Source organism: uncultured Agitococcus sp., assembly GCF_937920075.1.
Lineage (GTDB): Bacteria > Pseudomonadota > Gammaproteobacteria > Pseudomonadales > Moraxellaceae > Agitococcus.
This window is the reverse complement of the sequence record NZ_CALETI010000279.1, coordinates 1-13,781: the sequence shown is the minus strand read 5'-3', so window position 1 is coordinate 13,781 and position 13,781 is coordinate 1. Positions and strand designations below refer to the sequence as shown.

At 39.9% G+C, this 13,781-nt stretch carries 16 protein-coding genes and 1 tRNA gene; 8 read left to right on the top strand and 9 right to left on the bottom strand.

Features of this window, described 5'->3' with window-relative positions; translation table 11 throughout:
• From Q0212_RS09785 to ispZ, 3 genes are all read right to left on the bottom strand, one after another.
• On the bottom strand, positions 1-239 hold a 239-nt coding region (locus Q0212_RS09785; protein WP_297924920.1), incomplete at its 3' end, for a hypothetical protein.
• Positions 236-535, bottom strand: coding sequence for a YciI family protein (locus tag Q0212_RS09780; protein WP_297924918.1), 300 nt, complete (start codon positions 533-535; stop codon positions 236-238). The genes Q0212_RS09780 and Q0212_RS09785, both read right to left, overlap by 4 nt.
• A gap of 1 nt (position 536) precedes the next feature.
• A complete protein-coding gene (ispZ, locus tag Q0212_RS09775; RefSeq protein ID WP_297924917.1) occupies positions 537-1,079 on the bottom strand; it encodes a septation protein IspZ in 543 nt (180 codons plus the stop codon).
• Between the two features lie 57 nt (positions 1,080-1,136).
• Between ispZ and Q0212_RS09770 the strand changes: the two genes are divergently transcribed.
• The 6 genes from Q0212_RS09770 to rluB all read left to right on the top strand — a co-directional run bounded on the left by Q0212_RS09770 (position 1,137) and on the right by rluB (position 6,561).
• On the top strand, positions 1,137-1,985 hold the full coding sequence (locus tag Q0212_RS09770; protein WP_297924915.1) for a PHP domain-containing protein: 849 nt from the start codon (positions 1,137-1,139) through the stop codon (positions 1,983-1,985).
• Between the two features lie 27 nt (positions 1,986-2,012).
• Positions 2,013-2,636, top strand: a complete 624-nt coding sequence (locus tag Q0212_RS09765; RefSeq protein WP_297924914.1) for an L-threonylcarbamoyladenylate synthase — start codon at positions 2,013-2,015, stop codon at positions 2,634-2,636.
• 289 nt (positions 2,637-2,925) lie between these two features.
• Positions 2,926-4,137: a tryptophan--tRNA ligase gene (locus Q0212_RS09760; RefSeq protein WP_297924912.1), complete on the top strand. Its 1,212-nt coding sequence runs from the start codon at positions 2,926-2,928 to the stop codon at positions 4,135-4,137.
• Positions 4,138-4,143: 6 nt separating this feature from the next.
• The gene (locus Q0212_RS09755; protein ID WP_297924910.1) at positions 4,144-4,974 is read left to right on the top strand and encodes a segregation/condensation protein A; all 831 of its coding nucleotides are present in this window, start codon (positions 4,144-4,146) and stop codon (positions 4,972-4,974) included.
• Entirely contained in the window at positions 4,971-5,552 is a 582-nt protein-coding gene (gene scpB / locus Q0212_RS09750; protein WP_297924909.1) for an SMC-Scp complex subunit ScpB, read from the top strand. The genes Q0212_RS09755 and scpB overlap by 4 nt, the downstream gene beginning before the upstream one ends.
• A gap of 124 nt (positions 5,553-5,676) precedes the next feature.
• Complete coding sequence (gene rluB, locus Q0212_RS09745; RefSeq protein ID WP_297924907.1) at positions 5,677-6,561, top strand: 23S rRNA pseudouridine(2605) synthase RluB; 885 nt, start codon at positions 5,677-5,679, stop codon at positions 6,559-6,561.
• A gap of 34 nt (positions 6,562-6,595) precedes the next feature.
• Here rluB and Q0212_RS09740 read toward each other — a convergent pair whose 3' ends face one another.
• Positions 6,596-7,360 (bottom strand): endo alpha-1,4 polygalactosaminidase, encoded by a 765-nt coding sequence (locus tag Q0212_RS09740; protein ID WP_297924905.1) that lies wholly within the window; start codon positions 7,358-7,360, stop codon positions 6,596-6,598.
• 80 nt (positions 7,361-7,440) lie between these two features.
• On the bottom strand, positions 7,441-8,022 hold the full coding sequence (locus Q0212_RS09735) for a nucleoside triphosphate pyrophosphatase (protein ID WP_297924902.1): 582 nt from the start codon (positions 8,020-8,022) through the stop codon (positions 7,441-7,443).
• Here Q0212_RS09735 and Q0212_RS09730 point away from each other — a divergent pair.
• Positions 8,021-8,374: a gamma-glutamylcyclotransferase gene (locus Q0212_RS09730; protein WP_297924901.1), complete on the top strand. Its 354-nt coding sequence runs from the start codon at positions 8,021-8,023 to the stop codon at positions 8,372-8,374. The genes Q0212_RS09735 and Q0212_RS09730 overlap by 2 nt on opposite strands.
• A gap of 99 nt (positions 8,375-8,473) precedes the next feature.
• Here Q0212_RS09730 and Q0212_RS09725 read toward each other — a convergent pair whose 3' ends face one another.
• A complete protein-coding gene (locus tag Q0212_RS09725; RefSeq protein ID WP_297924899.1) occupies positions 8,474-10,588 on the bottom strand; it encodes a carboxy terminal-processing peptidase in 2,115 nt (704 codons plus the stop codon).
• 170 nt (positions 10,589-10,758) lie between these two features.
• On the opposite strand from Q0212_RS09725, the gene nagZ reads away from it, so the two are divergent.
• Entirely contained in the window at positions 10,759-11,772 is a 1,014-nt protein-coding gene (nagZ, locus tag Q0212_RS09720; protein WP_297924876.1) for a beta-N-acetylhexosaminidase, read from the top strand.
• Positions 11,773-11,830: 58 nt separating this feature from the next.
• Here the strand turns inward: nagZ and Q0212_RS09715 are convergent, their stop codons facing one another.
• From Q0212_RS09715 to Q0212_RS09705, 3 genes are all read right to left on the bottom strand, one after another.
• Positions 11,831-12,268, bottom strand: coding sequence for an HIT domain-containing protein (locus tag Q0212_RS09715; protein ID WP_297924875.1), 438 nt, complete (start codon positions 12,266-12,268; stop codon positions 11,831-11,833).
• Positions 12,269-12,493: 225 nt separating this feature from the next.
• A tRNA-Glu gene (locus Q0212_RS09710) sits at positions 12,494-12,569 on the bottom strand.
• Between the two features lie 211 nt (positions 12,570-12,780).
• Positions 12,781-13,781: amino acid permease (locus Q0212_RS09705; protein WP_297924873.1), on the bottom strand; the 1,001-nt coding region annotated here is incomplete at its 5' end.

The following is a 13,781-nucleotide window of genomic DNA, read 5'->3' as shown; positions in this document are numbered from 1 at the left end:
TTAGGCTTTTCTGTGGATGGCTTTTTTTCGCTGTTAGCAGAGTTTTCGGAGGTGGTTTTTTTCTCTACCGTCTTTGGTGTTTCTGGTTTAGGTTTTTCACTCACGACAGGGGTAGGTTGTCTTAACTCTTCAATATCATCATCTTGTGCATAACTTAAGGACGGCAATGAGAGTAAACTGCACAAAAAGACAATAGATTTCAATGTTTGACCTATACCTGTCGTGGTGATCTGAATCATGGTAATACTTTTTTAAAGGGTTTTACGGTAACTTGTTGATAAACGCCTGCGGCAATATAAGGGTCATTAGCAGCCCATGCTTGTGCCTCTGTTAAGCTAGCAAATTCAGCAATAATTAAACTGCCCGTAAAACCTGCTTCGGCGGGGTCTTCACTATCAATTGCAGGATGTGGGCCGGCAACAAATAAACGGCCTTCAGCTTGCAGTTGTTTTAGACGAGCAACATGATCAGGACGGGCGGCTAAACGTTGGCTGAGTGTGTTTGGTTTGTCTTCAGCTATAATGGCATACCACATATTATTTCTCTTGAGTTAATTCGGGACGTAAGTAGCGAGATAATAAAGTAAATTGTGCAATCATAAAAATGATGGTCATCGCTAAACTGCCAAAAACTTTAAAGTCCACCCAATATTTTTCAAAATAAAAGGCAACATAGGCATTACTTGCCCCAGCAAAAATAAAAAAGCCAATCCATGCCCAATTGAGTTTACGCCAAACAGTTGCAGGCATATCAAAGGCTTTACCTAACATTTTTTGTACTAAAGGCTCTTTGCCAATATACATGCTGATTAAAAAGGCAACAGCAAAAATCCAATTAATAACAGGTGCTTTCCATTTTAAATAGGCTTCATCATGTAATAACAGCGTTGCACTACCAAATAAAATCGTGGCGACGAGGGTGATTTTTTGGCCATTTTCGAGGTGGCGTTCTTTTAACCACAAACCGCCATACACTAAAATAGAACTGCCAATTAATACAGCCGTTGCAGGAAAAATACCTAAAGTTTTAAACGTGGCAAAAAAGGCAAATAAAGGAATAAAGTCAAGCCATTGTTTCATAATCTGATGCTTTGTGGGACAATTTAGCGAATCTTAATCATCTTTTTGTCATCTGTCATGCCTTCTATTGATTTACATTGTCATAGTTTTTTTTCTGACGGCACACAAAGCCCCAGTCAACTGGTGCAACAAGCACTTGCTGCCCAACTGCAATACTTAGCCTTAACCGACCATGATAGTATCAATGGTTTAGCAGAAGCACATCAGGCAGCGCAAGGTACTAGTTTAACCATTATTAATGGCGTAGAAATTTCGGCAGTGTGGCAAAAACAATTAATCCATATTGTTGGCTTAGGTATTGACCCACAAAACACTAATTTATTAGCAGGATTGGCAGAGCAAGCTCAAGCAAGAGCCAAACGCGGCAAATTAATTGCTGAAAAATTAGCGCAGCTAGGTATTAAAGATACATGGCCAGAGATGTTGGCTTTAGCTGAGGGCGATGAAAATAGAGTCGGGCGCGCGCATTTTGCTCAATGTTTATTAAATCGAGGCATTGTCAATAATTTGCAAAAAGCCTTTGATAAATATTTAGCCACAGGTAAACCAGCGGCAGTACCGATGCCGTGGACAGATATGTTAACGGCGATTGCATGGATTCAACAAGCAGGTGGGGTAGCAGTGTTGGCACATCCTGCACGTTATAACTTATCACAAACCAAATTGCGTGCCTTATTAGCCGATTTTAAACAAGCAGGTGGTCAAGCCATGGAAGTGAATACGGCAAATGAAAAAGTGAATATTATTAATAATTTGGCAGCTTTGTCACAACGATTTGAATTATATGCTTCGCAAGGCAGTGATTATCATGGTACAACCATGCCTTGGTTAAAGCTTGGCCATTTTGCTCAGCAGCCAAGCATTTGTATGCCAGTTTGGCAGTTATTAAATATTAATCTAAATTAATATAATAATATTTGAGGGATATAATAAATGAGTCAATATTTTCATATTCATCCAGATAATCCTCAGGCGCGTTTAATTAAACAAGCGGTACAAATTATCCGTAATGGTGGAGTGATTGCTTATCCAACTGATTCGGGGTATGCCTTGGGTTGTCATTTAGGCGATAAAAATGCTTTAGAGCGTATTATTCGTATTAGACAATTAACTGATAAGCATCATTTTACCTTATTATGTCGCGACTTATCTGATATTGCCACGTATGCCAAAGTTGATAATCCCACCTATCGTTTATTAAAGGCGCATACGCCTGCTGCATATACCTTCATTCTAACGGCAAGTAGTGAAGTGCCTAGACGCCTTATGCACCCAAAACGTAAGACCATTGGTTTACGTGTGCCAGACCATGCCATTTGCCAAGCCTTATTAGCAGAGTTAAATGAGCCATTATTAACTGCGACATTACAACTACCCAATGAATCAGAACCACTATATGATCCTGAAGATATTTTTGAGTGTTTAGGCAAACAATTAGATTTAGTGATTAATGGTGGATTTGGCACGTTAATACCAACAACGGTGGTTGATTTAAGTGAGTCTGGTAATCCAATTATAATTCGTGAGGGTGCAGGCGATATTAGTCCGTTTATTTAATGAGAATACTTCTTAATTACCTAAATTTATCACCTATAAAATGAGATATTTATCATAAATAATTTATTTGTATAAAAAAACTAAAAAAATCATTGCAAAAATGAAATATCTAGGAGTAATATCACTGGACAGCTAGTCTTTGGGATGAGATTAGCCTTGTTGCCTTTCTTAGGTATCATCCTCCATGTTTATGGTAGTTTTTGTTTTTTTGGGCAGACCTTAGGGTCTGCCTTTTTTCTTTGTCTAATCGTATAATTTAAAAATCTTTTTCTCTTTTGGAGTGTCTAGGGTGAGTGTCGCCGCTTCTCAACGTGTTTTATCAGGTATGCGTCCAACAGGTCAGTTACATTTAGGCCATTATCATGGCGTGCTAAAAAACTGGGCAAAATTACAATATGAGCATGACTGTTTCTTTTTTGTTGCAGATTGGCACGCCTTAACAACGGCCTATGAAGATCCTCGCATTATTAAACAAAGTGTTTTTGCGATGGTGGTTGATTGGTTGGCCGCTGGCGTAAACCCTAAAACAGCAACTATTTTTGTCCAGTCACAAATGCCACAACATGCTGAGTTGCATTTATTGTTGTCGATGATGACGCCTTTATCATGGTTAGAGCGTGTGCCAACCTATAAAGATCAACAAGAAAAGTTAAAAGAGAAAGACCTAGCCACCTATGGCTTTTTAGGCTATCCCTTATTACAAAGTGCCGATATTTTATTATATCGTGCAGGTTTAGTGCCTGTCGGTGCAGACCAAGTCGCACATATCGAATTAACGCGTGAAGTGGCTCGTCGTTTCAATCATTTATTTGGTAAAGAAATTGGCTTTGAAGACTTAGTTGCAGCCGCCATTCAAAAAATGGGCAAAAAAGCTAGCAAAGTGTATGTTGATTTACGCAAAAAATATCAAGAGTCGGGTGATGTTGAAGCCCTAGCCACTGCACAAGCCTTAGTGCAAGCTCAACAAAATATTACGTTGGGTGACAAAGAGCGTTTATTAGGCTCTTTAGAAGGTGGTGGCAAAATTATTCTGCCAGAACCACAACCCTTGTTAACACCTGCGGCTAAAATGCCTGGTTTAGACGGCCAAAAGATGTCTAAATCTTATGGTAATACCATTTCTTTGCGTGAAGCACCTGATGACGTTGATCAAAAAGTGCGTCGTATGCCAACTGATCCTGCTCGTATTCGTCGTACCGATGCGGGTAATCCAGATGTGTGTCCAGTGTGGCAATTACATGAAATCTATTCGGATGAATCAACCAAACAATGGGTTCAACAAGGTTGTCGCTCAGCTGGTATTGGTTGTTTAGAGTGTAAAAAGCCAATTACCGAAGCGATTAATGCTGAATTAGAGCCAATGCGTGTACGTGCGCGTGAGTATGAAGAAAGTCCAGAGTTAATCTATAGTTTATTAACTGAAGGTGCTGAACGTGCACGTGATGTTGCTGAAGACACACTGAAAGATGTGCGTGCAGCAATGGGCTTAAGTTATCGGTAATTCGCAATGACAGAACTTGTTATAGACACGCCTGATGATGTGTTGCTTGATAGCCAACAGGCATTGGCGCGTGTTTATGATGAGTTTATTACCCAAGTTCCTGAAGACTTATATATTCCGCCTGATGCCTTGGCAGTATTTTTAGAAGCATTTGAAGGGCCTTTAGATTTATTGCTGTATTTAATTCGCAAACAAAACTTGGATATATTAGATATTCCCATTGCCGAAATTACCCGCCAATACATTAGTTATATTGAGTTAATGCAAGAGCTGAATATTGATTTAGCGGCAGAGTATTTATTAATGGCGGCTTTGTTGGCCGAAATTAAATCGCGTTTATTGTTGCCTAAGCCAAAAAATCCTGAAGCCGAAGAAGAAGATCCGCGCGCCGAGTTAATTCGTCGTTTACAAGAGTATGAGCGTTTTAAAAAGGCAGCAGAAGATTTGGGTGATTTACCACAAGAAGGTAGAGACATTTTTTTAACCCATGTCGAACCGCCAGTTCGAGAGTTATTAGCGACTGAGCCTTTTGTGGGCGATTTTTCTTTGTTATTAGAAGCAATGCGTGATGTATTACAACGTGCGCAGTTGCAAAAAAGTCATATCATTGCAGAAGAAGGTTTAAGTTTAGAACAACGTTTCAGAGAAGTTTTAGCGCGTTTGGCGTCTGGTGAAACGGTTATATTTTATGAGTTATTCACCGTCAAAGAAGGGCGAATCGGTGTTGTTGTGACTTTTATGGCTATTTTAGAGTTATTGAAACAAAAAATGATAGAATTAGTACAAGAAAGCGTTTTTGCGCCGATTTATGTGAGAGAATATAGGGAGTTAGCATGAAGCTCAGTCAGAGCTTACTGAAAAATATCCTCGAAAGTGCGATATTTGCCAGTCCTAGCCCTTTGTCGGTTGAAGAGTTGTTAAGTTTATTTGCTGATGAGGAAAAACCGACTCGTCAACAAATACAAACGCTGATTAAAGAGTTGCAAAATGACTATGCAACGCGCCCTTTAGAAGTGGTTGAGGTTGCCTCTGGTTATCGTTTTCAAGTCCGTGCGAAGTTTAGTCCGTGGATTAGCAAAATGTGGCAAGACAAGCCACCCAAGCTCTCACGGGCGATGTTAGAAACTTTAGCGATTATTGCTTATCGCCAACCTGTTACCCGAGCTGAAATTGAAGCAATTCGTGGTGTCGTGGTGAGTACGCAAATCATTAAAGCCCTTTTTGACCGAGATTGGATTGTGGTTGTTGGTCATCGCGAAGTGCCAGGTAGACCCGCTTTATTGGCAACGACTCGTGAGTTTTTGGATGCGTTTAGTTTGAAAGGCTTAGCTGATTTGCCGCCCTTAGCAGCTTTGCGTGATTTAGATACTATAGAAGCCGAATTGGCTACAACAAATCGTGTGGAAAAAGAATAATAGCCACATTGTGACTGTAGGGTAGAGACGGATTAGTGCTATAGCACCAATCCAAAGTAGACAAAGTGAAAACTCTTGTCTGAAAGATTAATACTGTTGGTTAAATAGTGAGTATTGAAGAGCCATGAGCGAAAAATTGCAAAAAGTCCTAGCCCGTGTTGGTTTAGGTTCTCGTCGTCACATGGAGGAAGCGATTGTTGAAGGCCGTGTTAGCGTCAATGGTAAAATTGCTGAAATTGGTCAGCGCATTGAAGCAACAGACGAATTAAGAATTGATGGCCGTCGTGTGTCTTTTACCCTTGAAGAAGAAACACGTCGCCGTGTGTTAGTGTATTACAAGCCTGAAGGCGAAATTTGTTCTCGCCAAGACCCTGAAGGTCGGCCAACCGTATTTGACAACTTACCTCCGTTAAATGGTGAGCGTTGGGTCATGGTTGGGCGTTTGGATATTAACAGTAGTGGTTTATTGTTATTTACAAACGATGGTGAATTGGCAAATCGTTTAATGCATCCCTCTAATGAAGTTGAGCGCGAATATGCGGTGCGTGTGATGGGTGAAATTACCCCAGAAATGCGTCAAAACTTATTAAATGGCGTAATGCTCGAAGATGGCCCCGCCAAGTTTGAGTCAATGAGCGAAGTGGGTGGTGAAGGCATTAACCGCTGGTATGAAGTGGTGGTCAAAGAAGGCCGCAACCGCGAAGTACGTCGTTTGTTTGAATCACAAGCGTTAAAAGTGAGCCGTTTATTACGTATTCGATATGGTACTGTGTCTTTAGCTCGTCATTTGCGTATGGGACGTTGGTTAGAGTTAGATAAAGACGAAATTGATGGCTTGGCGGCTTTAGTTAAGCTAAAACCGCGTATTGGTACAGGCTTGTATGGTTTGGCTAAACGTCGTGCTGAAAAATTAGAGGAAAATCCTTTACCAGCGCGTCGTGGTGGTTATTTGCGTCAGCAAAAACGCGATGTTGCCGAGAAGCGAGGCAAATCTAATAATATTTGGTAAATAAAAAGGGGCAGAAAATGCCCCTTTTTGATTACTATAGACAGCTTTCTCGCCATTCATCTAAGTTTGTATTTTTTTTCATTGAGCTAAACCCATAGCTAGTGCCAACACTACAAATAGTGTTGATGTCGCTTTGATATTCAATATGAAAAACGGGTTTATTTTGAGCGATAAAGGGAGATACTAAACTGCATTCATTATAAATTATACAACTTTCATTAATTGCAAAATCAAAATAGTTCACTAAATCAACAATCTGACCTAAATCATTTTTTAAACCAATTGCTAAACCCAAGCGATGAGCTTCATTAGCTAAAGCTCGGTTATAGTTTAATTGATCGTTGTATGTCAGTTTAAAGCCTGTTCGGTTGCTATAACCATCCACATTATCAGCATCAATTGCATCACAACCTTTTTGTTTGGCCAGTGCCATACGATCACTCATAATCGGCATTAAAATATCTAAACGACGAATATCTAGCCATTTTTCACCTGCCCAACCACTTAAATTGCGGCCTTTAACCGAGCTAGGGAAGCGATTAAAATCAGGTCGCCAATTTTCAGAGCTACCAGCACTCATATAACAAATAACTTTTTTGCCTTGGTTTTGTAGTTGTTGAATCGTTGTTTGAGGTGTGTCAAATAAATCAATATCATAGACTTGAGCATTGACGTTGGTATTTAACGTGCCAGCAAATTGGATTTGCCAACTTAGTTTGCCTGTGGGTTGCCACTGTGCGTAACTATTAGTAGAAACGAATAATCCGATAAGAAGTGTGCTAAAAAGCTTTTTGGACATGATGCTATCCTTGTCGGTTGATATGTATTTAGCGCGATCATAAACATATCCACATAAGATTCTGTGTGCCAATTGGCACACTAAACTATTTGATAATCCTCATTTTTTAAAAATGTGACCAGTTTCATAAGTGGCAAACCAATCAAACTTGTTGGATCATCACCTTGCATTTTTTCAAATAAACAAATGCCTAAACCTTCACTTTTAAAACTACCTGCACATTGATACGGTTGTTCTTTGTATAAATAATTTTCGATTTGTTGTGGGGTTAATACTCGAAAAAATACGCTAAATACTTCAACAGATGATTGTAGTTGTTGTGTTTGACTGTTAAATAAACAAAGCCCTGTATAAAAATCGACACGTTGACCACTAAAAGTTAATAATTGTTGAATAGCATTTTCGTGTGTATGGGGTTTACCAATAAGTTGATTGTTAAAGCTAGCAACTTGGTCAGAACCAATAATCAAATGTTGTGGATATAGACTGGCTAAGGCCTGTGCTTTATTTATGGCTAATCGTTCTGCTAATTGTGGCGCAGACTCATTGCTTAGGGGAGCCTCATCAACATTTGGGCTATCTTGACAAAAATCGCTTGTTAAGCGTGTTAATAATTCACGTCTAAACACAGAAGTAGAGGCTAATACTAAAGGTAAAGTCATGGAGAACACCTATTTATTTGTTTATGGTACCTTAAGACGGCAATCCACACATCCGATGGGGCTTTGGTTAGCACAACATGCCGAATTTATTGGCCATGCTAAAGTGAGAGGGCATTTGTATCAAGTGAGTTATTATCCTGCCATTGTACATGGGGATAGTTGGATAGAAGGAGATGTGTATGCGTGTGCAGCAGATTTGTGGCCAACTTTAGATGAGTTTGAAGAAGCAACTGGGGATCATCCTGAATATGAAAGACGTTTAACGCCTGTCCTGTTAGCAACAGGACAGTGGTTAACGGCATGGGTGTATTGGTATTTACAGCCTATAGATAAGTTACAACGTTTGTATTAGCAATATTGGCTAGTTAAAAAAATGCCCTTCGATTCACTCAGTGACCACCGCTCAGGGCGCAGCATTGATTGAGCGGAGTCGAAACCAAAAAACAAGGCCTTAACGACCTTTAGCAACCGATTCTTTAGGTGCTTCGGTTAGGGTAGCATCTAATAAAACTTCGGCAGCCTCTTTGACAAAAGCCTCGTCTTCTGGTTTTTCCTTTTTGTTAGAATCCGCTAGTTCATCTTCTTTTTCTTCATCATTGGCTGCTTCAGCTTCACGCCAAGTTTTTAATAACTCTTGGCCTTTAGCAGCTCGACGTTCATTTTCAATAGCAAGACGTTTGTTATCCAATTCTTCTTGCTCTTTTTTACGTTTGGCTTCGTTTAAAGAAATGGACGTTTCTTTTCTTAAACTATCCGCCAAGGTAATTTGAGCATTTAGATATTGAAAATCAGGGTTCGCCGCTTGGCGTTGCTGAGACTTTAATTTAAGAATAGGCAATTGACGACTAAAACCTGAGTAAGGCAAATAACGTGCAGGTGAAATCGTATCCCACGGTAAGGCATTTTCTAAGGAAGACTCGCCAATATCACCACCTTGAAAAATATTAGGGAAGTTAATATCAGCTTCTACGCCTTTATGTTGGGTACTCGCGCCTGAAATGCGGTAAAATTTGGCCTCAGTTAATTTGAGTTGGCCATGATTTAGTTCACGTAAAGCTTGTACAGTGCCTTTGCCAAAAGTGGTTGAGCCAACGACTAAACCTCGACCATAATCTTGAACGGCTCCAGCTACAATTTCGGCAGCAGAAGCAGATAAGCGATTAGTCATCACCACTAAGGGGCCATCATAAGCAACAGCAGGGTCTGAGTCACCTAGCAATTCCACTTCTAAATTGGCATTTTTAACTTGTACGGTTGGGCCTGTTTCAATAAATAAACCAATTAGAGAATTAGCTTCACTGAGTGAGCCACCACCATTATTGCGTAAATCAAGGACTAAACCATCTATTTTTTCTGCTTTTAGTTCATCAATCAGTTTGGCCACATCACGCGTGGTACTGCGATAATTAGGGTCTCCTGCTTGCATGGCGGCAAAATCGGCATAAAACGTTGGCAGCTTAATTACACCAATTTTATAGTCTTTGTCTTGGCGTGTTATGGTCATTACACGTTTTTGTGCGGCTTGCTCTTCGAGTTTAATGGTTTGACGAACAATGCTAACCACCTTGGTTTGATGTTCATCTACTGCGTTAGCAGGTAAAACTTGTAAACGTACAGTACTATTTTTGGGGCCACGAATTAAATCGACCACCTCATCAACACGCCAACCAACCACATCAACAAATTCGCCATCACCTTGAGCAACAGCAACAATGCGGTCATTGGGTTTTAGCTGTTTAGATTTTTCAGCAGGTCCTGCAGGGACTAGACGAACAATTTTGGTATAGTCATCTTCAGCTTGTAATACAGCACCAATTCCTTCCAAAGATAAACTCATATTAATATTGAAGTTTTCAGATGTGCGTGGCGAAAAATACTCGGTATGGGGATCATAAGTTTCAGTAAATGCGTTCATGAAAGTTTGAAACACATCATCTGCTTTATTACGATTCATATTGTTACGCTGAGTTTCGTAACGTTTGGTCAATAGCTTAAAGATTTCTTCGTCTTTTTTGCCTGATAATTTAAGGCTTAAAACGGCAGATTTTAAGCGTTTGTACCATAAACTATCTAATTCTTGAGCTTCTTTTGCCCAAGGTGCGTTTTCTCGCTTAACTTCTAGGCTATCATCTGCGGTAAAGTCAAAGTTTTTACTACCTTTTTTAAGTTCTTTTAAGACATAATCTAGGCGTTGATTAAAACGTTGTTGATAGCGTGTGTAAATGGCAAAACCATGTGTTAAGTCACCACGCCCTAAATCATCATCTAATAGGTAGCGATACTCTTCAAATTCAGCAATATCACTTGCCAAAAAGTAAGCACGTGTGGGGTCTAAATCTTTAAGATAACGATCTAAGATTTGACTAGATAAAGCATCATTTAGTTTTTTGTGTTCGTAGTGCAGATGTTTGAGCATCATCACTGTTGAGCGTGCGGCCTTAACTTCTTCCTTGTTTGGTTCAACAGGTGAGGGTGCAGCGGCTTGTTTGGCAAAAACACCCGAAAAAAAGACTAAGCCCCCAAAGGCGGCTGACCATAAAATATGTTTACGTGTAATTGCGGCCATGTGTTTCTTTATATTTAGCAAATTATCAGCGGACTGCTGACTTAAGCTTCATTATAGAGATTCGTGATTGAATTTTGTAGCGGTTAGATCATGAAAAAACAGAGAATATACACAGAAAAGAATCTAAGATTAATCATAAGATTAATCTAAAAATTGATAGGAGAAAAAATATGAATGGTGCATTAATGCTGGATGTAGCTGGTTTAGAGCTAGATGCCGAAGATAAAGAAGTGTTACGCCATCCACATGTGGGTGGTTTAATCTTTTTTGCACGTAATTTTGCAGGCATAGAACAAATTCAGGCCTTAGTAAAAAGTATTCGTGCAATTCGTCCCGAAATTATTATTGCGGTTGATCAAGAAGGTGGTCGTGTTCAACGCTTTAAAGATGGTTTTGTTAAGTTACCACCGATGAAAGCAATTGGTGATTTGTTTAGTAAAGATGCCCAAAAAGCTAGCAACTTTGCTTATCAATGTGGCTGGTTAATGGCAGCAGAAGTCTTAGCAATTGGTGTTGATATTAGTTTTGCACCTGTATTAGATGTGGATTTTGGTTTAAGTCGGGTGATTGGTGACCGTTCTATACATAGCCAACCTGAAGTAGCGACAGCTTTATTACGCTCATATATTCAAGGTATGCATGCAGCAGGCATGGCGGCAACAGGTAAACACTTTCCTGGACATGGTTCTGTAGAAGCCGACTCTCATGTGGCGATTCCTGTGGATAATCGTACATTTGCCCAGATTGATGCCTTTGACCTTGTGCCGTTTAAAGCATTGAGTAATCAATTACAAGGGATTATGCCTGCTCATGTTATTTATCCAGAAGTTGATAATCGTCCTGCTGGATTTTCGCCAATTTGGCTGCAAGATTTATTACGGCAAAAAATGGGTTTTGAAGGTGTTATTTTTTCTGACGATTTAAGTATGGAAGGGGCTGGTGTTGCTGGTGGTTATGCCGATAGAGCCGATGCTGCTTTAGAGGCGGGTTGTGATATGGTCTTGGCCTGTAACAACCGATCAGGTGCAGTACAAATTTTAGAATATTTAGAAAAGCATCCACGTATGCCTCATCAGCATCGTTTTAATGCCTTACGCGGTAAGGGAAAATTAGCATGGAATGATTTGCCGCATCATCAACAATGGATTGCCTCTGAGCAAGCAATTCGTGGTTTAATCGGTTAAGGTAGTTATTATGATAAAGATTGCTCAGGTTGAAGTAACCTGAGCAATTAAGCGTTGATTAGCTTAATGTCCACTCAAAAGGAACACCGTCACGACCACGAAACGCTAACATTAAGGTTTCGCGCATAACCGCTAAATTTTCAGGTGTATAAGGCATAGCAGGTTGTTTGCCCCATACAGGTTGTGGCCAAGCAGCATCGTTACTATAACGAACTACATGATGAATGTGTAACTGTGGGACTAAATTACCAATTGCAGCAACATTCATTTTTTCGGCGCGGAAATACTTAGCTAATTGTTCGCTTACCCAAGAGGATTCACGTAATAATTGATGTTGATCGCGGACTGATAATTCGTAGATTTCACGAACACTAGGCACACGAGGGACTAACACTAACCAAGGGTAGTGCATATCATTCATTAAACGGCAAGAGCTTAAAGGAAAATCACCCAAAGGTAAGGTGTCTTCGGCTAAACGAGGATGAAGGGTAAACATACAAACTGTTCCTTAAATTCAGTAAACAGGATGAGGCAAGTAACGTGTTTGGCAGACAAGCGTTAAGCGCGTAAATCCTGATAAAAGCTGTTTTTAAAGTATTTAGTATGCAACGATTAAGACTTACACATCACTGCTTATAATAGAACGAAAAGTTCGTTCATTGCATCGTCGTACATTATTTAACAGCATAAAAAAACCCGCTATTAGCGGGCTTTCGGAATCTGGCGTCCCCACGGGGATTCGAACCCCGGTTACCGCCGTGAAAGGGCGATGTCCTAGGCCTCTAGACGATAGGGACGTTTCAGAGGTGGGCGTATATTAGGGTGAATTAGGTAGGGTGTCAAACACTTTTCTCAAGAAAATCTAAAAAAAGTTTATGAGTGTCTAAAAATAAAACATATCGTCGAATAAATAATCAAAATGAAGCATTTAAGCAAAAAACACCCAATTAACTGTTTTCGATTGAGCTAAAAAATGCAGCTTAAGCTGCATTTTTATCTTCATGATTTTTATTTACGCTCACGATAAAAAACGTAGTGGCTCAAATAACAAGCTGCAATAAAGATTAAACAACCAATAAAGCCCGCATACATTTCTGGATCGGCTGCCATACTTAAACCAGTAATCAAACAGAACACAAATCCTAAAATAGGGACAATTGGGTAAAGTGGTGCAGCAAACTTTAAGTCTTTTACAGTGTGTCCAGCTTTATACCACTGACGTCTAAAATTAAATTGACTCAAGCAAATGCTCATCCACACAATAACCATGGTGAATGCAGCCACACCCAATAAATTTTTGAAGATAGTTTCAGGTGCCAAATGTTCTGATAAAAGCCCTGGAATTGCACCAAACATCGTGACGATAAGCGCAATAATCGGCGTGCCACTCTTAGAAAGTTTTGAAAATATGCTTGGCAGTTGGCGTTGATCAGACAGAGACCACATCATTCGTGATGCTGCATAAAGCCCTGAGTTTGCAGCAGATAATAGAGCCGTAATAATCACGAAGCGGATAATATCATCGGCATAAGGAATACCAATATATTTAAACACGGTTACAAAAGGGCTACTACTGACACCTTCACCACCCAAGCCTGCCACTTGAAATGGCAGTAGGGCACTGATCACGATGATGGTACCAACGAAGAAAATAAGTAAACGCCAAATTGCAGCATTGATCGCTTTAGGGACATTTTCTGCTGGGTTTTTGGTTTCACCAGCCGCAACACCAATCAACTCAGTCCCAGAAAATGCAAAGTTAACAATTAACATGGTGGTGAAAATTGGAACTAAGCCCTGAGGGAACCAACCATGTGCGGTTAAATTGTGAAATAACGGTGCTGATTCTGAACCATGAAAAGGAATTAAGCCGAAAATAGCCAATAAACCGAGGATAATAAATGCAATCACGGTAATGACTTTAACAAGGGCAAGCCAAAATTCAGATTCGGCGAAAATACGGGTCGAACTAATGTTTAGCCCGAAAATAATGATGGCAAAAACAATAG